The sequence below is a fragment of the Chryseobacterium sp. JV274 genome, assembly GCF_903969135.1.
Classification (GTDB): Bacteria; Bacteroidota; Bacteroidia; order Flavobacteriales; family Weeksellaceae; genus Chryseobacterium.
Genome location: NZ_LR824569.1, coordinates 4,390,617 through 4,411,643, shown reverse-complemented (window position 1 = coordinate 4,411,643; position 21,027 = coordinate 4,390,617). Strand labels below are relative to the sequence as shown.

The 21,027-nt window shown below is 35.0% G+C and carries 21 protein-coding genes; 8 read left to right on the top strand and 13 right to left on the bottom strand.

The window, feature by feature from the left end:
• Positions 1-72: 72 nt before the first annotated feature.
• From CHRYMOREF3P_RS20390 to CHRYMOREF3P_RS20355, 8 genes are all read right to left on the bottom strand, one after another.
• Positions 73-1,326: a chloride channel protein gene (locus CHRYMOREF3P_RS20390; RefSeq protein ID WP_162073015.1), complete on the bottom strand. Its 1,254-nt coding sequence runs from the start codon at positions 1,324-1,326 to the stop codon at positions 73-75.
• Positions 1,327-1,390: 64 nt separating this feature from the next.
• Positions 1,391-1,759 carry a DUF488 domain-containing protein gene (locus tag CHRYMOREF3P_RS20385; RefSeq protein WP_394351096.1) on the bottom strand — a complete coding sequence of 123 codons (369 nt, stop codon included), beginning with the start codon at positions 1,757-1,759 and terminating at the stop codon, positions 1,391-1,393.
• A gap of 57 nt (positions 1,760-1,816) precedes the next feature.
• Positions 1,817-2,218: a cytochrome C gene (locus CHRYMOREF3P_RS20380; protein WP_162073016.1), complete on the bottom strand. Its 402-nt coding sequence runs from the start codon at positions 2,216-2,218 to the stop codon at positions 1,817-1,819.
• Positions 2,219-2,230: 12 nt separating this feature from the next.
• The gene (locus tag CHRYMOREF3P_RS20375) at positions 2,231-2,491 is read right to left on the bottom strand and encodes a hypothetical protein (protein WP_162073017.1); all 261 of its coding nucleotides are present in this window, start codon (positions 2,489-2,491) and stop codon (positions 2,231-2,233) included.
• 1 nt (position 2,492) lies between these two features.
• Positions 2,493-3,482: a cbb3-type cytochrome c oxidase subunit II gene (locus CHRYMOREF3P_RS20370; protein WP_162073018.1), complete on the bottom strand. Its 990-nt coding sequence runs from the start codon at positions 3,480-3,482 to the stop codon at positions 2,493-2,495.
• Positions 3,482-5,215, bottom strand: coding sequence for a cbb3-type cytochrome c oxidase subunit I (locus CHRYMOREF3P_RS20365; protein ID WP_162073019.1), 1,734 nt, complete (start codon positions 5,213-5,215; stop codon positions 3,482-3,484). Before CHRYMOREF3P_RS20365 ends, CHRYMOREF3P_RS20370 begins: the two co-directional genes overlap by 1 nt.
• Before the next feature lie 97 nt (positions 5,216-5,312).
• The gene (locus tag CHRYMOREF3P_RS20360; protein WP_162073020.1) at positions 5,313-5,912 is read right to left on the bottom strand and encodes a Crp/Fnr family transcriptional regulator; all 600 of its coding nucleotides are present in this window, start codon (positions 5,910-5,912) and stop codon (positions 5,313-5,315) included.
• Positions 5,913-5,945: 33 nt separating this feature from the next.
• Complete coding sequence (locus tag CHRYMOREF3P_RS20355) at positions 5,946-6,830, bottom strand: AraC family transcriptional regulator (protein WP_162073021.1); 885 nt, start codon at positions 6,828-6,830, stop codon at positions 5,946-5,948.
• Positions 6,831-6,928: 98 nt separating this feature from the next.
• Here CHRYMOREF3P_RS20355 and ccoN point away from each other — a divergent pair, with 98 nt between their 5' ends.
• Together ccoN and ccoG are read left to right on the top strand one after the other, a co-directional pair.
• On the top strand, positions 6,929-9,190 hold the full coding sequence (gene ccoN / locus CHRYMOREF3P_RS20350; protein WP_180565369.1) for a cytochrome-c oxidase, cbb3-type subunit I: 2,262 nt from the start codon (positions 6,929-6,931) through the stop codon (positions 9,188-9,190).
• Positions 9,191-9,396: 206 nt separating this feature from the next.
• Positions 9,397-10,854 (top strand): cytochrome c oxidase accessory protein CcoG, encoded by a 1,458-nt coding sequence (gene ccoG / locus CHRYMOREF3P_RS20345; RefSeq protein ID WP_162073023.1) that lies wholly within the window; start codon positions 9,397-9,399, stop codon positions 10,852-10,854.
• 413 nt (positions 10,855-11,267) lie between these two features.
• On the opposite strand, the gene hmpA is transcribed toward ccoG, so the two are convergent.
• From hmpA to CHRYMOREF3P_RS20325, 4 genes are all read right to left on the bottom strand, one after another.
• Positions 11,268-12,476 carry an NO-inducible flavohemoprotein gene (hmpA, locus tag CHRYMOREF3P_RS20340; RefSeq protein WP_162073024.1) on the bottom strand — a complete coding sequence of 403 codons (1,209 nt, stop codon included), beginning with the start codon at positions 12,474-12,476 and terminating at the stop codon, positions 11,268-11,270.
• Positions 12,477-12,529: 53 nt separating this feature from the next.
• On the bottom strand, positions 12,530-12,967 hold the full coding sequence (locus CHRYMOREF3P_RS20335; RefSeq protein ID WP_162073025.1) for an RrF2 family transcriptional regulator: 438 nt from the start codon (positions 12,965-12,967) through the stop codon (positions 12,530-12,532).
• Between the two features lie 37 nt (positions 12,968-13,004).
• On the bottom strand, positions 13,005-13,328 hold the full coding sequence (locus tag CHRYMOREF3P_RS20330; protein ID WP_317169706.1) for a cupin domain-containing protein: 324 nt from the start codon (positions 13,326-13,328) through the stop codon (positions 13,005-13,007).
• 153 nt (positions 13,329-13,481) lie between these two features.
• Positions 13,482-13,850 (bottom strand): group III truncated hemoglobin, encoded by a 369-nt coding sequence (locus CHRYMOREF3P_RS20325; protein WP_162073026.1) that lies wholly within the window; start codon positions 13,848-13,850, stop codon positions 13,482-13,484.
• A 221-nt stretch (positions 13,851-14,071) separates the two neighbouring features.
• On the opposite strand from CHRYMOREF3P_RS20325, the gene CHRYMOREF3P_RS20320 reads away from it, so the two are divergent.
• Together CHRYMOREF3P_RS20320 and CHRYMOREF3P_RS20315 are read left to right on the top strand one after the other, a co-directional pair.
• Positions 14,072-14,455 (top strand): hypothetical protein, encoded by a 384-nt coding sequence (locus CHRYMOREF3P_RS20320; protein ID WP_180565368.1) that lies wholly within the window; start codon positions 14,072-14,074, stop codon positions 14,453-14,455.
• A gap of 1 nt (position 14,456) precedes the next feature.
• On the top strand, positions 14,457-15,107 hold the full coding sequence (locus CHRYMOREF3P_RS20315; protein ID WP_162073028.1) for a sigma-70 family RNA polymerase sigma factor: 651 nt from the start codon (positions 14,457-14,459) through the stop codon (positions 15,105-15,107).
• A gap of 543 nt (positions 15,108-15,650) precedes the next feature.
• Here the strand turns inward: CHRYMOREF3P_RS20315 and CHRYMOREF3P_RS20310 are convergent.
• Entirely contained in the window at positions 15,651-16,454 is an 804-nt protein-coding gene (locus CHRYMOREF3P_RS20310) for a helix-turn-helix domain-containing protein (protein ID WP_162073029.1), read from the bottom strand.
• A gap of 133 nt (positions 16,455-16,587) precedes the next feature.
• Here CHRYMOREF3P_RS20310 and CHRYMOREF3P_RS20305 point away from each other — a divergent pair, with 133 nt between their 5' ends.
• From CHRYMOREF3P_RS20305 to CHRYMOREF3P_RS20290, 4 genes are read left to right on the top strand one after another with little or no spacing between them, the layout of a single operon-like run.
• Positions 16,588-17,910, top strand: coding sequence for a TolC family protein (locus CHRYMOREF3P_RS20305; RefSeq protein WP_162073030.1), 1,323 nt, complete (start codon positions 16,588-16,590; stop codon positions 17,908-17,910).
• A 4-nt stretch (positions 17,911-17,914) separates the two neighbouring features.
• Positions 17,915-18,979, top strand: coding sequence for an HlyD family secretion protein (locus CHRYMOREF3P_RS20300; protein ID WP_162073031.1), 1,065 nt, complete (start codon positions 17,915-17,917; stop codon positions 18,977-18,979).
• Positions 18,945-20,561, top strand: a complete 1,617-nt coding sequence (locus CHRYMOREF3P_RS20295) for a beta-carotene 15,15'-monooxygenase (RefSeq protein WP_180565367.1) — start codon at positions 18,945-18,947, stop codon at positions 20,559-20,561. The genes CHRYMOREF3P_RS20300 and CHRYMOREF3P_RS20295 overlap by 35 nt, the downstream gene beginning before the upstream one ends.
• 25 nt (positions 20,562-20,586) lie before the next feature.
• Positions 20,587-21,015 carry a hypothetical protein gene (locus tag CHRYMOREF3P_RS20290; protein ID WP_180565366.1) on the top strand — a complete coding sequence of 143 codons (429 nt, stop codon included), beginning with the start codon at positions 20,587-20,589 and terminating at the stop codon, positions 21,013-21,015.
• The last annotated feature ends 12 nt before the right edge of the window (positions 21,016-21,027 follow it).

The following is a 21,027-nucleotide window of genomic DNA, read 5'->3' as shown; positions in this document are numbered from 1 at the left end:
CCTTCTTTTTTTATTGTGCCAGATTTCAATATATTCAATGTTGTAGTTAATACAGAGATATAGCCATCATTTTCATTCACTTTTAGTATAGTAAGTATACACATTATAAGGTATAATTCTCCTAGCTAAGTCTTTTGAAATCCAACAAGCGAGCAATATTGGAAAAAATAGAACGTATCCATTAGGTGCTAAATTACACACTAAGAAAAGTGCTGTAAAAGGAGCGTAAATAGATGCGGATAAGGTAGCAGCTGCCCCAACCAACATAAAATTCACATAGATTAAAGAGGTTCCCAAAAAAGTATTACAAAAAAAAGCAAAGGTAAATCCTAAAAATGCACCTGAAACAATACTAGGTGCAAAAACACCTCCGTCTCCTCCAGCTCCGAGAGTTAAAGAAGAAGCGAGCGGTTTTAATATGATTAGAAAAAGCAGAAAAAGAAACGAATAACTTTTGGGATGGTTTAGAATTTCTGATAATGAATGATAACTGTCTCCATATAAAAAGGGAAAGCTAAATATTAGGCCTCCTACAATCAGAGCTCCTAAATTTACCCTCAAAAAATTATTGGAGATTCCTGAAAAAAAATCTTTAATCTTAATAACTAAAATAGTAAAATAAACGGACAAAACCCCTCCCAACAGACTTAAGATTACAAAAAATGGAATTGCCATCCATTTCCACTCAGTAATTTCAATAGGAAGTAAAGGTTCACTTTTTATGAAATAAAGGAAAATCCACGAAACAACAGCTGATGCGGTACAGCTCATAAAAAGCGTTTTATTAAATTTTCTTGCAATTACTTCCATAGCAAAGAGCCAACCTGCAATAGGACTTCCAAATAAAATGGCTACTCCGGCAACAACACCAGCACAAATAAGTTCTAATTTGTAAATATTTGCAGAAAAATGCCTCTCATAAACTGCATTTCCAAGAGTTGCTGTTGCAACCACTGTAGAAACCTCAATCCCAGTCGAGCCACCAAAAATGACGGTAAGAAATCCATTAAAATAATGTGATGGAATTTTGAATAATGGTAAATGATCTTTTCTTTGATCTACAGTTTTATAAATTTCGGTGATTCCTTTATTCTTTCTGTTAAGGAAAAGATATTTTCTTAAAAAATATATTGTTGTAATCCCGATGGTTGGAAGAAAAATAAACCATATAGAATTTTCTCTTTTAGCAAAATAAAATATAAGCTTTTGAAAATGCTCAGTAATTATTTTTAATGAATAGCTAAGAAACGAGGCACAAATGCTTATTAAAACAGAAATTAAAACTAACCTTAAATAGTGATGTCTTTGTACACTTTTTCTTCTCATTGCCGATATGAATTCAAATTTTGCACGAAATTAAGTATTGGATAAATGGATTCAAAAAGAAATTCTATGATATTTTATCATTTAGAATCAAATTTTCTAAATATTTCTTTAAAATCAAGGGATGGCAATGCAGCTCATCTTTCGCTGCATATACCAAAGTGATGAGATTCTGTTTTTTATTTCGATCTAGAAATTCTTTTCCGGAACCTTTTTCTTTGAGTTCGGTTTCGTATTTTTCTGAAAAAACCTTCCAAAGTTTTGGATCGTGATGAAACCACTTCCGGAGTTCATTAGAAGGAGCAAGCTCTTTATTCCATTCTTCGATATGGGCATTTTCTTTAGAAATTCCTCGAGGCCATAACCTATCTACTAAAACACGGTATCCATCTGTAGGAGAAAAAGTTTCATAGATTCTTTTGAGTTTTATTTTCATCAGTGTAATGTTAAATAAATTAAAAACATCTTCAAAATTTATCGTGACAAGGTTAATTTAAAGACTAAAATTCGTGACAATATAAAAAGCTGCCCAAGCTACAAATATCAGAGCAATTACCCATACCCAAACCGGTATCGTACGAGGATTTTCGCTTCCTTTGATAATGAAGCTTTGATTTCTTCCTGTATCATAAGCATTGACCATTAAGGGTATCGTGCCATTAACTACTTCATCATCAGAAAGTCCTTCTAAATGAATAATAGGGCCATTACGAACGATAAAAGGTATTATTTTTAATCCCTCTTTCTGATCAAATTTACTAACAATTCTAAGGATGTGTTTCCCATCGGCCAATTTTGTTGTATCGAGATTAAAAACTATTGGGGTCTGAAGTTCTGCAATGGGATTCGTTTCTTCATCGATGTATAAAAAAACAGTTGCGTTATGTTTTGACATTTTTTTGAAGCTTTAGAAATCCAATATTGTATTTTTGATATGTTTTCTGTTTTTTTCTCCAGGGATGACCAGAAACTTAAAAGAAAAAAATAAAGTCCCAAGTGTAATTATCCCAATACTTGATACAATTACCCAGTCCCAATTTGATTCGGGTCCAGTACCGTGCGTTAGATCCTGCGTGATTTTAGGCTGTTGAAGTTTACAGGCGTCACAAGCCTGAACATACCCGGCCCAAAGTAAAAAAACAAAAAATCCTAATTTTATCTTTTTCATATTATTTTATTTTATCCATAATTACTTTCACTTCATCGGCCGTCACTTTTTTTCCGGTGTTCCCCCAGCTTGTTCTTTCATGATTAATGAGGGCCGCAACTTCTTCCGGTGAAAACCCTGCATTAGTTCCAACAGCAGGCATTGTAGCGTATTCAGGTCGTGGATCATAACCTTTCATTATAATAGTTACATATAATTCCAAATCATCACCTAAAACGACCGGGCTTCCTTTTAATGCTGGGAAAGCTCCAGGTAATCCCTCTCCGTTCGCCTGATGACAGGTCGCACAATTTGTTGTAAACAACGTTGTTCCATCTGGGAGGTTATCACCTCCAGAATTTGCGTCTGCTTTTTTTTCTACTTTATATAAAAATTCTCTGGCCGGAATGCTTTTAGGAAGCTCAGTTTGTTTTAAGCTCAATAAATACGCAACCAAATCCTGAGCATCTTTTGAAGGAACGATTTTTCCTTTAATTCCTATTTTAAATTTATCCGGAACACTTACTTCGACATCACCTGTCTGCAATTCGTCTTTTATTAAAAACATCCATTTGTATGAAGGCATCACTGATTCAGGGACAACTGATCTCGGATTAAATAAATGCGAATATTGCCATTCTTTACTTGGCTGTCTGCTCCCAATGTTGGTGAGATCTGGACCTGTTCTTTCAGTTCCCATTAAAGTGGCGGTGTTCTGGAAAAGATTCAACCTTTTATTTCGGGCGTAATCGATCGCAAGACTTGGCCTGCCTCCAAAAACCTGATCCATATCAATATTTCTAACCTGCTGTGTGTGGCAACCTACACAACCTTCCCGTATATAAATTTCCTTTCCGTGACTTTCCTCTTCTGTAAGTGCCTTACTTCCAGGTAAAGGTTTATATACTTTCTGATTGTTAAATGCCGGCAAAATACAGATAACCAATGTAAGAAAAAGGAAAAAAGCTAATGCCGATGAAAACAGTTTTTTATGATCGCTAAAAAAATCCATTATGATCTTTGTTGTTTTGTGTGAACTATTTCTAAAATCTCTTTTGGGGTATGAGGAAGCCGTATCTCTTTTCTCGGTTTAATCATTCTATAAAAATTATATGCGAAAACGATATGCGAAATCCACATCATAGTTCCTCCAATTGCTCTCCACAACCAAAAAGGCATCATTTTTACCACTCCTTCTATAAAAGGTTTTTTCTCCATCCACATCATTCCCTTTTCTGTAGAACCAATCATCAAAGAAACAGTATACACCAAAACCCCGATCAATGCCAACCAAAAATGTAAACCTACAGTAATACTTGGCGGTTCATACGAAGTAAGTCTCGGAACCAGAGTATAAGTAAAAGACCATAGCATGAAGGTAATGATCCCATACATCGTTAAATGTGAGTGAGCCACCGTAAAGTCAGTAAAATGCCACAGTAGGTTTGTCGCCCTGAAAGCTTCTGCTGTTCCCTGCATCGAGCCCGTAAAATAAAAGAGAATAGAAACCACATAAAAAGGTAGTACATAACTCAGCTTCAGACGATGCCAGGATCCCCGAATGGTCATCATGAAATTAATGCTGCCTGCTGCAACAGGGATCACCATTCCAACACTGGCAACAATAGCAATGGTCTGCATCCACCAAGGGATAGCACTGAAAATAAAATGATGCGTTCCAATAAGGGTATAAAACAAAATCTGCGTCCAAAATGCAAGTATGCTCAAACTATACGAATATACAGGACTATTAAGTTCCTGAGGAAGAAAATAATACATTAATCCCAAATTGAAGAACATGAACCACATTCCCACGCCCTGATGCATAAAATAACCCTGAGTGATTGTTTCTCCCAAACCGTTCTGCCAAAAAGGAAGATAGGCAACGATTAAGATAACCACCACAAACATCATTGCCGAAACGATATACCAATTTGAAACATAGATTTCTTCTGTCTTACGGAATGCGATGGTATTGATATGATTATAAATACTTATAATAATTCCCACTGCAAAAAGCAGCATGACCGGCCAAATGTATTCTCTGTATTCACCACCACTGTTGTTGATCCCCGCCATTAGACAAATACTTCCTAATAGAACAGCGGAATTCATTAATATCAATGTAATGTAACCTATCTTAAGGTTGAAGACTTTTGTATTTCCTACCCTTGGTATAACATAATATGAAAAGCCAACCATCGCCATAGACGCCCAGCCCCAGAAAACTATATTTGTATGGACAGGTCTGAGTCTTCCAAAGCTTAACCAGCTGATATGATCAGCATCAGGCGCAACAAATTTAATCCCTAGATACTCACCGACCGTGGTACCTGCAAAGAGCCAGAATACGCTACAACCCAAAAACCAAAGAATCAGCTTTTTTTCATCATTTGGAATTATGATGTTTCTACCCTCTTCTCTTTTAGATTGCAGGAAACGAATGTCGTGGACTTCATTTGCCTCATCGATCAGCCCCCGAGGATCTCTTACCTCTTTATTTTCCGAAAGCTCATTTCCGGAAAGTTGAAATTCAAGTTCTTTTCTCCGTTCTTCCAAAGCGGAGATTTCCCCCGGTTGCAGCCTGCTAAGATGTTCGTATATTTTTTTTAGCTCACTTCTTTTAATTGTATCAGAAATCATCCGGTTTACCCTTATTAAAATTAGAATAAGCGCAAAAATCACAGGAATCAAGAAAAGAAAAATAGTGATTTGTAAACCAGGCTCATTGAGAAGTTCATCCATCGTATTAATTTTAGAAAAAATTATTTTTTTGTTTCTCCTAAATTACAGTAAGCAAACATCTTCATGATACGATCTCAATCACACTCAATTTCGGTATTTAATAGTATATTAGATGATTTTTTATTGTGAGCAAGTGATTTCTTTCCATTAACTTAATAGTTCGGATAACAGTTTCCACTCGCAAACCTGTTAGATCCGCCATTTGCTGACGCGTTAAAGGAATTAAATATTCTTTATTCGATTTCTGGTGTACATTGTGCATATTTTTGAAATAGTCCATTAAAGCTTTAAGCCTTACGGTCGGATCTTTAGAAAAAACATGCTGAGACATCAGCATTTTGTAGTGGAGCCTTTGGGATAAACCTGTACTGACGTCTATTGCACATTCTGGATTATCCTTTAGCAAATCAAAAAAATCTTTAGCGGAAATCTCTATAATATTACATTCAGTTAAAGCTACTGCATTCGTAGGATATCTTTCATTTATAAAAAGTAAGGCATCGCCAAAACTTTGAGGTGCCTCAAATATATTCTGAATAAATTCTTTACCATCTTCACAATAATTGTTTAATTTAATTTTTCCCGAAATAATCTGGAAATAATTTCGGCAAATTGTGTTTTCCTCATAGATAAAATCTCCGATATCGTAATGTTTTGTACTATAATTATATTTTTTTAAATACTTTTCAGGAATCATTCTGATATATATAATTGTTAATAATGTATAAGTTTAATACTTAATGTAATACTGTTTTCGAAATGCATCAGGTGTAAATGATGTATACTTTTTAAAAAATTTCACGAAATATGAGGGATCGGAATAATTTAGCGTTTCAGCAATACTTGCAATGGATAAATCAAAATTAACCAAGAGCCTTTTAGCTTCTAAGATGATCCTTTTTCTGATAATTTCTCCTGCCGATAAATTGACCTGTTGTTTGCATATGAAGTTCAATTGGTTAGGAGTAACATTTAGAAAAGCCGCATACTCTTTGGGCAATTTATATTGATGAAAATTAACTTCTACAATTTCGATAAACTGCTTTAATATCAAAGAATTATAATTGGTGTCTGTAAAAACGGTTTCAGTGGTAATTTCTTTACATGCCAGTGCACAAATTTGTAGTACCAATGACGCAATCATTACTTGTGACCAGGGTTGAATGTCAGTCATTTCTGAAATAATTTCCTCAAAACAAAGCTTAATTCTTTTCTGGTTCTGTGTGGAAATTTTGACCATTTGGTCGCTTCCGAATAAATTGAAAAAAGGAAACTGATCAATCAATGATGAATTTATCTTCAGTTGGTCAAAAAAAGTCGTTGAAAAATTGATTACATAACCCTCCGTATTTTCGTCTAATCGCCAGCTGTGAACCTGATCCGGACGCATAAAAAATATTTTATTAGGAATAACATCGTACGAATTGAAATCTATTAAATTTTCACCGCATCCTTTTTCAAAATAGGTAACATGGTAGAAAGAATGCCGATGTACCTTCTCTGTGCCGGGATTCCGCTTTAAGAATTCTGAAAACTTATCAACCGTAAACATTTCACTAATAGAATTACATGTCGACAGACCTCCTATCTTAAACGTTGGATAAACCTCCTTCATATCTTAGTTATTATAATAATTCAACGATCATAAATATAGCTATTTTTTCGATGATTAACACCATAAATAATTGATAATGCTATACTACTTTTGGCATAATGAATACACAGAAATTTAATTATGACAATACCATAGTACGTGCCTTTTTGTATGCAACGATAGTTTTTGGACTGATCGGATTCCTGTTTGGTCTCACTGCGGCTCTGCTGTTATTCTATCCAGAGCTACCAGAATTCATTTTTGGAACTGATGACGAGTCAATAAAAATTTTAAGAAACGGAGGGATACAAGCGTTAATAGATACCAACGGAGCATTCGGTTTCGGCAGAATAAGGATGCTACATACCAATACTGTAATTTTCGCTTTTGTCTGCAACAGTGTTTTTGTCGGAGTATATTACTCCGTACCCAGACTCTTAAAAACAGAAATGTTTAGCAAAACATTAAGCTGGATTCATTTCTGGACTTGGCAATTAATGGTTGTAATAACCTTTATAACTTTCTTTATGGGCATCAATACATCTAAGGAATATGCTGAACATGAATGGCCAATCGATATACTTCTTACGTTTTCATGGGTGATTTTTGGAATGAATATGTTCGGAACTATTGCGAGAAGAAGAGTGAGACATCTATATGTTGCGATTTGGTTTTATTTAGGAACATGGATAGCCGTAGCGATGCTTTATATATTCAATAACCTTGAAGTCCCCTTATCCTTTACAGGATGGAAGTCGTATTCTGCTTATTCCGGAGTTAAAGATGCCATCGTTCAATGGTGGTATGGTCACAATGCGGTAGCATTTATTTTAACTACCCCAATTTTGGGTTTAATGTATTATTTTTTACCAAAGGCCGCTGAACGTCCGGTTTTCTCATACAAGCTTTCAATTATTCATTTTTGGTCATTAATATTTGTGTACATATGGGCAGGGCCGCATCATCTTCAATATACCGCAATACCTGCATGGGCACAGGCTGTAGGAACTGGTTTTTCAATTATGCTGATAGCACCATCATGGGGAGGAATGCTGAATGGATTGCTCACACTGAGAGGATCTTGGGATAAAGTTAGAGAAAATCCAGTTTTAAAATTCTTCGTTGTTGCAGTAACTTGTTATGGTATGGCAACGTTTGAAGGACCTCTTTTAGCAACAAAAAACATTAATAAAATTGGCCACTTTACAGACTGGGTGATAGGTCATGTTCATCTCGGAGCATTAGGCTGGAATGGTTTTATGGCTTTTGGTATGATTTATTATCTGATACCCATCTTATGGAGAACAACAATATGGTCGGTTAAGATGGCAAACTGGCATTTTTGGCTAGGCACTTTTGGAATTATTTTCTATGCGGTTCCAATGTACATTTCAGGATTTACGCAAGGATTAATGTGGAAACAGTTTAACCCCGACGGTACATTATTGTGGAAAAACTGGCTGGATACAGTCACTGCAATTATCCCTTATTTTAAAATGAGATTTTTAGGTGGCTTGTTTTATTTTTCAGGTGCTGTCTTAATGGTTATTAACTTGGTTGTTACGGTCAGAAAGGGTTCTTTTCAAAGAGAAGTGCCGGCCGAAGCTCTGGCTTTGACAAATATAAGCAATAAAAGAAAAGAAGGTGAAGGCCTGCACCTTTGGCTAGAAAGACTGCCCGTTTTACTTACCGTATTATCTTTCATTGCAGTATCAATTGGTGGAGCTGTAGAAATAATACCAACTTTAATGCTCAAAGAAAATGTACCTACCATTACCTCCGTAAAACCGTATTCTCCATTAGAATTGGAAGGCAGAGATTTATACATCCGTGAAGGTTGCAATGCCTGCCATTCGCAAGTTGTAAGACCCTTTAGAGACGAGATTGTAAGATTCAACGGCAAAAACGGGCAATACTCGAAGGCAGGAGAATTCGTGTATGACAGGCCGTTCTTATGGGGTTCAAAAAGGACAGGTCCCGATTTACACCGGGAAGGTGGTAAAAACCCAAGTTCATGGCACTATAAACACATGTACAATCCCAGATCTACATCTGCAGGATCTATTATGCCCCGCTATCCATGGTTAATAGCCAATAATCTGGATCGCTCCCAAATGATCGATAAGCTTAAGTTCATGAAAAGTACTTTTGACGTGCCATATACAAAAGTACAGATTGATACTGCAGATAAATGGGCTGATAACCAGGCAGCGAAAATAGTAAAAGATATCTTTGTAGAAGCTTCTGACCTTAAGGAAGCTTATGCAAAAAGACCTCAGGGAGAATTAGAGAAAAAAGAAATTATTGCGCTTATCGCTTATCTTCAGAGATTAGGCATAGATATCAAAACGACCGATATAAAAACAGCTGATAATAATTAAAATACAAGGCGAAATTATAGCTTAAAACTTTAAGATCATTTTTTTTCAAATTCGTGATGCATTATTTTACGAAACGTTACAGATGATTATTTTCCTGTCATTTTATTAGTCGCGCCCTTCTGCTACCCAAGTACAACGAAATTCGAACATGAAAAAATGAACGCTTTCTTTCAAAAATAAAATCATTAAAATTATAATAAAACTGAATGTCAGAGATAGATCAACAAGCCGTACGCGGCGGCCAAGCTCAGGTTGTAGACCCTGAATCTTATAGAGATTCCATAGGAACAATGGACCAAACCGGTAAGAGAAAATGGGTTTTCCCAAAGAAGCCAAAAGGCAAATACACCAACTATAGAGAGCTTGTAAGCTATATTCTATTGATTATATATTTTGCAATACCGTTTATTAAAATTAACGGAAATCCTGTCTTTTTGTTAAATGTCATTGACGGAGAATATTTTATTATGGGACAGCCTTTCTATCCTCAGGACTTCTTTATCCTTACCTTAGGTGCCATTGCTTCTCTAATTTTTATTATTGTTTTTACCATCGCATTCGGTAGGATTTTTTGTGGATGGATTTGCCCGCAGACAATTTTTATGGAATCCATTTTTCGGAAAATAGAGTTTTGGATTGAAGGTGACCGTAATAAACAGATGAGACTGGACCGGCAGGAATGGAATACTGAAAAAATTTGGAAAAGAATTTTAAAATGGTCTGCTTACATCGTTATTTCACTCTTTATCACCCACATTATGTTTATGTATATCGTCGGTTATGAGGATGTGCTCCAAATAATATCAGGAGGGCCATTTGCCAATATTACTAGTTTTATTGTCATGATTCTTTTTACAGCAACTTTTTATTTTGTGTTTGCGTGGTTTAGAGAACAGGTTTGCACTTTGGTATGTCCATACGGAAGATTACAGGGAGTCCTGATTGATAAAGAAACCATCAACGTTTTTTACGATTTTAAGAGAGGAGAAATACGTTCCAAATGGAGAAATGGTGAAGACAGGAAAAGTACAGGAAAAGGTGACTGTATTGATTGCTATCAGTGCGTCGCTGTTTGTCCAACCGGTATTGATATTAGAGATGGCCAGCAGTTGGAATGCATAAATTGTACTGCGTGCATTGATGCGTGTGATGAAGTAATGGAAAAAGTTGGCTTACCTAAAGGCTTAATAAGATACGCTTCAGAAAGAGAGATTGAAACAGGAAGCCCGTATAAATTTACAGGCAGAATGAAAGGCTTCGCAGTAATTCTGGTCTTATTGCTAGGGTTTCAAGGATTTCTTCTTTCCAGCCGTGAAGAGATGGAGGCAAAATTTATCAAGCCGGCAGGTAGCACGTTCTTCGTAAGAGATGGTAAGATTATCAATACATATAATTACACGTTCCTTAATAAAACCAATAGTAAAAAAATTGTCACTATAAAAGTAATCGAACCGAAAAACGCTGAAATTGGTTACAGTGCTTCTGATAAAATAACTGTAGATCGTGACAAAATATCAAAAGGAACCATAAACATAAGTTTTCCAGAATCACAGATGAATCTATCCAAACAAAATATTACCATAGGCGTATATGATCATAAAAATAATTTAATAGATTCTTATGAGACTTATTTTGAGGGACCTTTCAAATTACAGATACAATAAGAGAAGCTAAAGATCAGTATACTAAACTTTATCAGCAGATGACTTATTAAATGGTTATTTTTAATAGATTATACTAACAGTCTTAAGATACTCAAAACTTTAAAGGTATGAATTGTTCTTAGTTAATATTATTGATTACATATGGTATTGAACTAAGCAAGCCTTATTCAGTTTCTTTTTAATGATTAAGCATACATACTGAATTACCATAATGGGCACGATCAATATATACTTTGAATCAGCAACATAAATTTAATAGTTGGTAGTAATTAAATAAAGCTCATATTATACTAATAGCTTCAAAGTTGCGCAAGGATATGTTGTATTACAACATTATGTTAAATCAAAGAATACCAATGACGTGAATATTATCACCACATTGGTACTCTTTGATCCGTAAACAATTTAGTATTCTAGTTTAGATGCAACGAAGCCGGACCGAATTCTTCAAAATAAATTGCAGATTTCTGAACCCCATTCTCTACAAGAAAATTATAATGTTTTTTAATGAATAAAGCTGGACCACAGATATAATATTCTGCTTTATGATCAAGTACTGTTTCTTTTAATACTTCCAGGTCTACCCAGCCCTTATACTTGTTTTTTTGTAGTTCATTCGATTGCTCATAAAAGACGTGCTGGTTGATATTCGAATAGAAATTCGATAATTCAGTAATCTTGTCTTTGAATGCATGCACTGCCTCATTTCTACAACCATGTATCCAAGTAATAGATACTTTGGTTTCATCCGCCTCGTTGGTTAGATTTTCTATCATCGACAAAAGCGGCGTCTGTCCAACACCCCCGCTAATGAATACTTTATGTGCTAAGGTCGATTCATTCAATATAAAGGTACCTGCCGGAGCAGAAAGTTCAACAATACTTCCTTCTGTAATGTGGTTATGGAGACGATTACTAATCATACCGTCCGGATGTTTGCTACCCACTTCTTTTTTGACCGATATTCGATAATATTCGCTATTGGACCTACACGAAATACTATATTGACGCGGTTGTAATAATTGAAGCTCTGGTAGGAATAAACGTAAACTAATATACTGACCAGGTAAATGACTTTCTACTGATCCCCCATCAGCAGGATAAAGATAAAAAGACGTTATTTCAGTTGATTCCACAACTTTTTGTTTAACTACAAAAGGCCTCCAGCCGCTCCAACCACCTTTTTGTTCGGTATGCTTTTTATATAAAGCTTTTTCCCGGCCGCTCATCAAAGACGCCAATTGGTTATATGCTACTGTCCAGGCGTCTAATAATTCCACGCTCGCAGCTACGCCGAGTACTTCCTTAATTGATGCTATTAGATGCCGACCTACAATGTCATAATGTTCCGGACGAATATCAAGGCTGGTATGCTTCTGACCGATACCATCCACCATCGGCAACAGCACAGATGGGTCTTCAATGTGCTCTGCATACGCTAATACTGCCATGGCAAGTGCTGTTTGTTGCTTGCTGTTCTGCTGATTTCCCATGTTGAATATATTTTTCAATTCCGGGTTGTACTGAAACATACGAGCGTAGAAATGTGAAGTTAATAAAACACCATGCTCTTTCAATACAGGTACGGTATCTTTTACTAATTGTTTTTGTTCGCTTGTCATAAATAGAAATTTAGTATTAAAGACAAAAATGTCTTTAATTATGATAAAAAAAATTATTTGTTTAAAGTCAATGTACCGTCCAGTAATTCTTTATTGAAAGCACCAATAGTACTTTTATGTAGCATATAAGTTATCTGATTACGAATTTTTTTAAATTCATTATGCAATGGACAAGGGTTGCTTTCGGAGCAGTAACTGAGTCCCATTCCGCAGCCTGTAAATATTTCATCACCTTCTAGAGTTATTACAATATCTGCTATAGGCCGGTTCAACCCGTTTGCATCAAGGTAGAATCCCCCATTTGGGCCTTTGACAGATAATATGATACCTTCACGACTAAGTCTCTGAAGTATCTTACCAAGAAAATATTCAGGAGAATTAATGTTTTCCGCAATTTCTTTAATTCCTACACGCTTTCCCTCTTGAGATTGGCTGGCAATATAAAGAACAGCTCTTATGGCATATTCGCAAGTTTTAGAAAAGAATCCCATATAAATTATTGTTTTGCTATTGCAAGTATGTCTTCTATCAATGTTTACCCGTGACCGATTTATTCATTGATAACAGTACTATACTATCTTTTGTTGCTTTTAGATCATGTAGCATATTCGCTTCCAAAGCTATTATCATGCCTTTTTCCAAGTTAAGTCGCTCAGAATCTACCCCGAAGTCAATACTACCATCAATAACAGTGACCACAATCGGATATGCTGCTTTATGCGAAGTCATTTCCTGACCCTTCTTAAAAACAATCCTTATCTCTTTGGTATGTAAAGTATTGATAAGTACACTGATTAAAGGATTAGTCTCGCCGTATTGAATGTCTGTTAAAATTGAAGCTATCTTAATCATAGATTTATTATTATTAATGAAATTAAAGTGGTCTTAATTATTGTTTTGTCTGCCATTAGTTCAGCGACAACAATTTTAAGATGATACATACCAGTTCTCAAAACTTCACGTTAAACTTTTCGCAATGTAATGTCTTCATAAATTTAACGAACTTCATTGGTGATTGCTGGATTCAATTTTTATCAGAAAGAGCCTAGCCATTTTTTCGGCTCTCCATTTAGCTTCTTCGGCGATCTCACCTTCAAAATGTTTATCTATTGTCGCAGACCAGATGCTCAGCCAACGCTGAAAATGACTTCCATCAAGCCGCATTTGTGCGTGCGGAGGGAATGGGCTTCCATTATATGTATGTTCGCCAAGTAAAACTGTTTGCCAGAAAGTATACATTTTTTCCAAATGTTTTGTCCAGTCTTTTATCGCACCTACAAAAATACCACCAATCAATAGATCTCGTTGAACTTCACTATAAAAAGAATCCACCAAAAGTTTAATGTCATCAAAGTCTTGAATGCTGCTTTTCATTAAATTAAATTTTTAATCCACATCCTAGATAAGGAATGTTTGGATGATGCAAATATAGAAAAAATAAATAAAAGACAAAAATGTCTTTATATATTTTAAGATGTTGATTAAAATTCAACGATTTAGAGCTCACTTGCTAAGACTCATTTTTTTAAATCGATTGTAACCTTTCTACTTGTCATGTACCCTAATAAAGTATAAAGTAATTAAATATAAAAAAAATGGAAAATACTTTCAAAAGTAAAGCGCTAAGACAAGCATTCAATCTGTTAAGGTACACCTTTGTAGTTGTTCCTATAGTTGCAGGAGCAGACAAATTCACTAACTTGCTTACGGATTGGAAACAGTATATCAATCCGTCAGTTGGAAACGTATTGCCGGTTTCTGCCTCGGCGTTTATGATGGTTGTAGGTGTAATAGAAATTTTGGCCGGCATAATTGTTCTCAAAAAAGCAGAAATAGGTGGCTATATCGTTGCAGGCTGGCTAACAGTGATAGCAATTACATTATTATTAAGTTTTAACTTCATTGATGTAGCAGTACGTGACTTAGTAATGGCAATTGCGGCTCTTTCAATGGCTAAAATAGCAAAAATTCTGAGCTAAAATGGATCAATTCGGTCAATTAACAGAAGTTGAAATTATCAACCGTATTTTAAAAGGAGAAAAACCTCTTTATGAAATTATTGTACAACGTTTTAATTCCTCTTTATACAAAATTGGAAGGTCATATAATTACAATCATGAAGATACACAGGATTTAATGCAGGATACCTATATTGATGCTTACAAAAATCTGGACCAATTCGAAAAACGCGCTGGTTTTAAGACCTGGATAATCAGAATAATGTTAAATAACTGCTATCGTAAAAAACAGAAATTCAGCTACAAAAATGAATTTGCGAATGAGATTATTAATGAAAATGAAACGCCTATGTTCAGCAATTCAATGACCGACATACAAAAAGAAATTCACAGTCGCGAATTGGGGCACATCATTGAGAATTCTCTGTCTCAAATACCTGAAGATTATCGAATTGTATTTTCCTTAAGAGAAATAAACGGATTAAATATCTCTGAAACATCTGCGCTTCTCAACATCAGTCAAACAAATGTCAAAGTCCGTCTAAACAGAGCTAAAACTATGCTGAGAATTGCAGTTGAAAAATCTTACACAGCAGAGGAGCTTTTTGACTTCAATCTGTCTTATTGTAACCCTTTTAGCAAAAAAGTGATGCTTGAGATTAATCGACTATAATTAATTTATATACTGAAAATACTGCAATCCATAATGCTGCTTCTGCAGCATTATATTAGAATGTATAACTAACATAGGAACTCAAAATATTGTCGTCAATCAGTTCCTAAAGAGCAATTAAATAAAACTTATGTTAAGAATGTCACGCGTTAAACCAATTGTCATGTAGTGAAAAAACAATAATTGCACGAGCCACTGAAAGAGTTTTTAATCTTTTCCAGCCTTTAATTGATTGAAAAGATCAAATTTTGACGCATTACAATAATAATGGTTTAAAGATGACATTGGAAACCAGGTCTCATTCGAAAGTGAATGTTCTATAAATATAAAAAAGAATTTCGAAGTAAATTGACAGACAATGCAGCCAAATTTCAATAGTACACTACAAGATTACTAGCCGAGATCTTAAAGATCTTATCGACAGCCGTTATATAACTTTAAATACCGACTCCTTTAAACACCCAACAACTCGTTGTATTTCAATCATTTAAAATAGATCATAATTCTTTTTTATATGAGCTTAAAGTTCCTTCCAAGTGATTATTATTTATGCGTTTTAACATCGACTTTTCTCAAATCGGTGGGCCTAGATCTTGTAAACTCACGAAAAGTATCACTGAACGAACTGATTGAACTGTACCCCACCTCATCTGCAATTTCGTTAATTGATTTGTTTGTATTCAGAAGCAGTTCGATAGCTTTAATAATCCTTAGCGTTTTCAGATATTGAAGAAAAGAAATATCCATATCGGTCTTAAAAAGGCGTGAAAGAGAACGTTCACTCAACCCAAACTTTTTACTTATACTAGTAAGGCTATGCTTTTCTTCTATAGTATTTTCAAGATAATTAACAATTCTCATCATTTGTTTGTTCTGGGTAGCAGGAAGAATGATAGGTAAAGGTTGCTTATGGGTCTCTGGGAGAATTTTCTTCAACGCTATTAAAAACTCGAAATTTTCATCCATAGAAGTTACGTGTCTTTCGTCCCAAATTTCGGTATATTTAATCATTTGTATCAGGAGTTCAGAAGCAGGGTAAATACCAAGTCGATTGAAAAAAGAATTGGAAAAATCATCGTGAGCGTAAAAATATAGCGATCGCAGCACGGTGGCAGAATGACCAATCTGAAGAATATGTTCTAAACCTTGGGGAATCCAAAAAAAATGTCTTGCAGGGACAACATAAGTACGATTATCAATAGTAATATATGCAATCCCTCCCTCCACGTAACTAAGCTGTCCTTTCGTGTGTTTATGAAAAGGGATGAGTTTTTCTGATGCTTCATGCATTACAAATACACTATTATCATATTTATCAATGTCTGGAAGAGCTGCAATAAGTCCCATGTAAGCATTCTAAAGTTTAGGATTATGCAAATATAATAATTTGGCCGGAATCATGTAATACTTGACTATTTTAGATAAAATAAATCTCCGCAGACCTGATAAATTTGCAAGCATAATAATTCGAAAAATTCAGATGAAAATCTATTTAATCGGACTACTAATATTTGGTGGTAGTCATGTCCTGTTAGCCAACGCAATCAGTCCCAAAAGCGATACTCTTAGACTAACTTTAAAAGATGCATGGCAAAAAGCTGAAGAGAATAGCCGCCATATAAGAATAAAAAATATGGAAGAAGAAATTGCTAATGCTGAACTAAAGGATGCAAAAATGGAACGCCTTCCGGAAATTGAAGTAAAAGGATCTGCTGAAAAGGCTTCTAATATCCCCATCTATGAAAATGGCCTTTTTTCTAAGCCATCACAACATGAGATAATCCACACACTTTATAAAGTTGGTGCAGATTTCTACTTGAACATTTATAATGGAAACAAGCTGAACCTTAAAATTAAAGAAAATGCAACACTACAGAAGATAAGAGAAATTCAGAAGAAAAAGGCAGTTTCTGATATTCATTATAAAACAGCGGCATTATACCTTGATCTTCAAAAAATATTTATTTTCAGAGATTTAATTAAGAAGGATATTATTGATCAGAAAGTGCAACTAAAAGAAATAAAATCACTTTATAAAAACGGTGTTGTTTTGAAAAGTGATTTGCTGAGAATTGAACTTGAACTTTCCCGTCGGGAAATGGCTCTTATTACTATAGAAAATGATATTCTCATAGCCACCCAAAAACTCAATATTATTTTGGGAGTTCCCGACGAACAGATTATAATCCCCGAATTTCCATTTAGTGAATGGGATAAAAAAGCTACCTATGATGAGTATCTGACCAGCGCCTTAGAACATTCTTTTGACTATCATGTTTCAGAACAGCACACAGAGCTCAGCATGCTAAAACTTAAGCAAGTAAAAGCAAATGTTACTCCCAAGATCGGTTTATACGGAGAATTTTATTATGCCAATCCGCAGATTTTCCTTTTCCCCTATAATCCATATTGGTATTCTTTGGGAGTTGTTGGTGTAAAAGCATCGTTTTCTTTGTCATCCCTTTATCACAACCCTCAAAAAGTAAAAGCTGCAAAAATTGAATTTGAGAAAGAAGAAGAAACTCATAAAGATACTGAAGATAAAGTAAGACAGCAGGTAAAGGAAGCTTACCTGAGATATCAGGAAGCATTGAAACAGATTAAGGTGGCTGAAGTAAATGTTATACAAGCTAAAGAGAATGCAAGGATTATTAAAAATACGTACTTCAGCCAAACATCGCTGGTTACAGATCTACTGGATGCAGACATTCAGTTATTACAAACAAAATTTGAGCTGGAATCGGCTAAGATCCTTGCACAAAACAATTATTACTTATTACAAAATATCATAGGGATTTTATAAAAATATGAAAAAGAAATATACTCCTACAGACAAATTAATTACCAAAATAACAGGATGGGTTTCAGGTCTCGTTGTTGCTGCACTTGCTATTTGGGGAATCTTTACCCTTTTAAATTTTTACAAATACGAACAGACCAATGATGCTCAGGTTCAGGAATATGTAAATCCCGTTATTTCGAGGGCTGGTGGATTTATCGTTGATGTAAAGTTCGAGGAAAATCAGGAAGTGAAAAAGGGAGACACTCTCTTAATTATTGATAACCGTGAATATGTATTGCAGCAAGAACAAACACAGGCTGCCCTTCAAAGGGCTCGCGCTCAAATAAAAGTATTGGAAAGTACTACTGGGACGATGGAAAAAGAGGCTGCTTCAGCACAAGCTAAAGTAGAAGCTAACAAGGCAAAAGTATGGAAGCAAGAACTTGATTATAAAAGATATCAGAGCCTCTACAATGAAGAGTCAGCTACAAAACAACGTCTCGAAGATGTAAAAGCAGGATTGGACGTAAACAACAGCGAATATCAAGCTTCCCAGAATACTTACGCAGCGTTCAAATCAAAAATAAACGATATTCAAGCAGAGAAAACTGTTGTACATGCGGAAATAACAAAGCTCGAGGCACTTTTAAACCGTCATAAACTGGATGTCTCTTATACCGTTATTGTGTCGCCTTACGACGGACGAATGGGGCGTAGAACTGTTGAAGTAGGACAGATGATTGATGCTGGTGAAACATTAGCTTTTATTGTGAACAACGAAACTGACAAATGGGTAGTTGCTAATTATAAAGAAACCCAGATTAAAGATATGCGCATCGGTGACCATGTTAAAATTGTAGCAGACTCTTATCCTGACAGGGAGTTTAGGGGAACTATTATTTCTCTTTCTCCTGCTACAGGCTCCAGTTTTTCGTTATTACCTCCTGATAACTCTACAGGAAATTATGTGAAGATTGTACAGCGTATTCCAGTAAGAATCAAAATAGATGGGAAAAGAAAAGATATTAATGTGCTAAAAGTAGGCATGAACGTCAATGTATATGCAGGCAAAAAACGTTCTAATGGTTAGAAAGATTCCTTTTTTTAAAAAATGGATTCCGGAATGGCTTGTAAAAATTATTCTTTTTATGATGACACTCCCAGGAATCACTATATTTTTTCTCCCTTTAGCGAATATAAATGCAGCAGCAGGATATTACGGTTGTGAACCTGCAGATATTCAGTTTTCTGTTGCATTGTTTTATGCGGGATATGTTGGATTTTACAGTCTCGAAAGAAGGTTTTTTAGCTTTCTTGCTGCAAAAGAATATTTTCTCTTGTTTATGACACTTCAGATCATGGCATGCCTCATCTGTTATTATACGAATGAGATTCATATTCTTTTTCCAATACGTTTTATTCAAGGAATGCTGTTCGCCTGTAACGTAAATTTATCTCTGAGTTTAATATTTACCAGATTGAGCAGTGAAAGAGGCCGGGAGATTAGCTTCTCAGTATTCTTTGGAATTCTAATATGTGCATTGCCATTTAATAATTTGATTACTGCGGATCTTATTGACTCTTATAATTTTAACAATATCTATAAAGGTGCAGTGTTTTTATATTTTCCAGGATTTATTTTCTTGGCAATAACAATGAGACATTACCGTATCAATTCGAGATTTCCACTTTATAAATTAGATTGGGAAAGCTTTGCCATGTTCAGTACATTGCTCATACTAATCGGATATATTACAGTTTTTGGACAAGAATATTACTGGCTGGAAGATAACCGTATTTTAGGAAGTACAATTGGAATTGGAGCATTACTGGTACTGTTAGTACTCCGTCAAATGTTTAAAAAAAGACCATATATAAACTTAAGTGTTTTCAGATATAGAAACTTTACTATAGGTCTTGTCATTCTTTTTATAATGTATATCTGTCGTTTTGCCTCAGGAATTACGAATAGTTACTTTATTTCCGTTCTTCATTTTGATCCGTTTTATCTTTCTTACATCAATATCTTTAATCTTTTAGGACTTATTACGGGAATTATTATCGCCTGTTGTCTGGTTTTGCAGAAAAAAAATATCAGAAGTATTTGGGTGCCCGGTTTCTTTACCTTGTTGATGTTTCATGCAGTAATGTATTTTTCATTTGATGTACAGGCTGACGAATATAACTATTTTATTCCCTTGTTTATCCAAGGGTTAGGAGTTGGTCTCATTATGGTCCCTACCATCATTTACATTATCTCTTCGGTACCACTACAGATTGGCCCATCTGCAGCAGCCACAGCATTGGCTATTCGTTATTTAGGTTTTTGCGCAAGTATTGCATTGATCAATTACTATGAATTATATGAAAAGAGCAGGCATTACAACGCTTTTCAAGATCGTTTAAGTGCTATAGATCCGTCAATAAAAGACTTCCTGCATCGACAGACCACTAAGCTTAGTGGAAAAGGAATGCTTGGAGATCATGCCGTCAAAGGAGCTGAAAAATTGTTGAGAGAGAGTGTGAATTTACAGAATCAAGTAAGATTTGCAATGGATTATTATGAAATGATGGTCTGGATGCTTTCAATAACATTGCTGCTGATTCTTCTTTTTCCTTATCTCAATCGTACAGTGCTTTACCTGAAATCGAAACGTTTATCACCAGCATAAAAATATCAATCTTTAAATTAATTTTATGAAAACAAATAGTACAAAAAAGATCATTTCATTTTTCCTTGGATCAGCTTTATTTTTTCTTTTTTCATGCCAGAATGACGACCGGACTTTTCAATTGAATACAGTGAAGTTAGTACAATTTGAAAAAGAAAAATCCCTTCCGGAACAAAAACTTTTTATTAAAGTTTTCAAAGATGAAAGTAAAGTAAGTATCGCAGAGACTGAATTTTATCCCAGTGACTTACCGCTTCCTACAACTCTGAAAATGTATCCATCACCTGAAATGAATTTGTACGGTACTTCTTATCATTTGGAATTGTGGGGCAATATAACTGGATACATTGACGGGTGTTCTGTTCATATGGATGATTATAAAATAATTTTTCCCATTGATATGGAGGTTAAAGGTGAACATCTCGAAATTTCAATGCAGGGTAGCTGGAAATAATTCTAAAATTTT

What these genes read in the sequence shown, in the direction of transcription:
- CHRYMOREF3P_RS20390 (WP_162073015.1), bottom strand. Translation starts at nt 1,326, where the DNA reads ATGAGAAGAAAAAGTGTACAAAGACATCACTATTTAAGGTTAGTTTTA.
- CHRYMOREF3P_RS20385 (WP_394351096.1), bottom strand. Translation starts at nt 1,759, where the DNA reads ATGAAAATAAAACTCAAAAGAATCTATGAAACTTTTTCTCCTACAGAT.
- CHRYMOREF3P_RS20380 (WP_162073016.1), bottom strand. Translation starts at nt 2,218, where the DNA reads ATGTCAAAACATAACGCAACTGTTTTTTTATACATCGATGAAGAAACG.
- CHRYMOREF3P_RS20375 (WP_162073017.1), bottom strand. Translation starts at nt 2,491, where the DNA reads ATGAAAAAGATAAAATTAGGATTTTTTGTTTTTTTACTTTGGGCCGGG.
- CHRYMOREF3P_RS20370 (WP_162073018.1), bottom strand. Translation starts at nt 3,482, where the DNA reads ATGGATTTTTTTAGCGATCATAAAAAACTGTTTTCATCGGCATTAGCT.
- CHRYMOREF3P_RS20365 (WP_162073019.1), bottom strand. Translation starts at nt 5,215, where the DNA reads ATGGATGAACTTCTCAATGAGCCTGGTTTACAAATCACTATTTTTCTT.
- CHRYMOREF3P_RS20360 (WP_162073020.1), bottom strand. Translation starts at nt 5,912, where the DNA reads ATGATTCCTGAAAAGTATTTAAAAAAATATAATTATAGTACAAAACAT.
- CHRYMOREF3P_RS20355 (WP_162073021.1), bottom strand. Translation starts at nt 6,830, where the DNA reads ATGAAGGAGGTTTATCCAACGTTTAAGATAGGAGGTCTGTCGACATGT.
- ccoN (WP_180565369.1), top strand. Translation starts at nt 6,929, where the DNA reads ATGAATACACAGAAATTTAATTATGACAATACCATAGTACGTGCCTTT.
- ccoG (WP_162073023.1), top strand. Translation starts at nt 9,397, where the DNA reads ATGTCAGAGATAGATCAACAAGCCGTACGCGGCGGCCAAGCTCAGGTT.
- hmpA (WP_162073024.1), bottom strand. Translation starts at nt 12,476, where the DNA reads ATGACAAGCGAACAAAAACAATTAGTAAAAGATACCGTACCTGTATTG.
- CHRYMOREF3P_RS20335 (WP_162073025.1), bottom strand. Translation starts at nt 12,967, where the DNA reads ATGGGATTCTTTTCTAAAACTTGCGAATATGCCATAAGAGCTGTTCTT.
- CHRYMOREF3P_RS20330 (WP_317169706.1), bottom strand. Translation starts at nt 13,328, where the DNA reads ATGATTAAGATAGCTTCAATTTTAACAGACATTCAATACGGCGAGACT.
- CHRYMOREF3P_RS20325 (WP_162073026.1), bottom strand. Translation starts at nt 13,850, where the DNA reads ATGAAAAGCAGCATTCAAGACTTTGATGACATTAAACTTTTGGTGGAT.
- CHRYMOREF3P_RS20320 (WP_180565368.1), top strand. Translation starts at nt 14,072, where the DNA reads ATGGAAAATACTTTCAAAAGTAAAGCGCTAAGACAAGCATTCAATCTG.
- CHRYMOREF3P_RS20315 (WP_162073028.1), top strand. Translation starts at nt 14,457, where the DNA reads ATGGATCAATTCGGTCAATTAACAGAAGTTGAAATTATCAACCGTATT.
- CHRYMOREF3P_RS20310 (WP_162073029.1), bottom strand. Translation starts at nt 16,454, where the DNA reads ATGGGACTTATTGCAGCTCTTCCAGACATTGATAAATATGATAATAGT.
- CHRYMOREF3P_RS20305 (WP_162073030.1), top strand. Translation starts at nt 16,588, where the DNA reads ATGAAAATCTATTTAATCGGACTACTAATATTTGGTGGTAGTCATGTC.
- CHRYMOREF3P_RS20300 (WP_162073031.1), top strand. Translation starts at nt 17,915, where the DNA reads ATGAAAAAGAAATATACTCCTACAGACAAATTAATTACCAAAATAACA.
- CHRYMOREF3P_RS20295 (WP_180565367.1), top strand. Translation starts at nt 18,945, where the DNA reads ATGTATATGCAGGCAAAAAACGTTCTAATGGTTAGAAAGATTCCTTTT.
- CHRYMOREF3P_RS20290 (WP_180565366.1), top strand. Translation starts at nt 20,587, where the DNA reads ATGAAAACAAATAGTACAAAAAAGATCATTTCATTTTTCCTTGGATCA.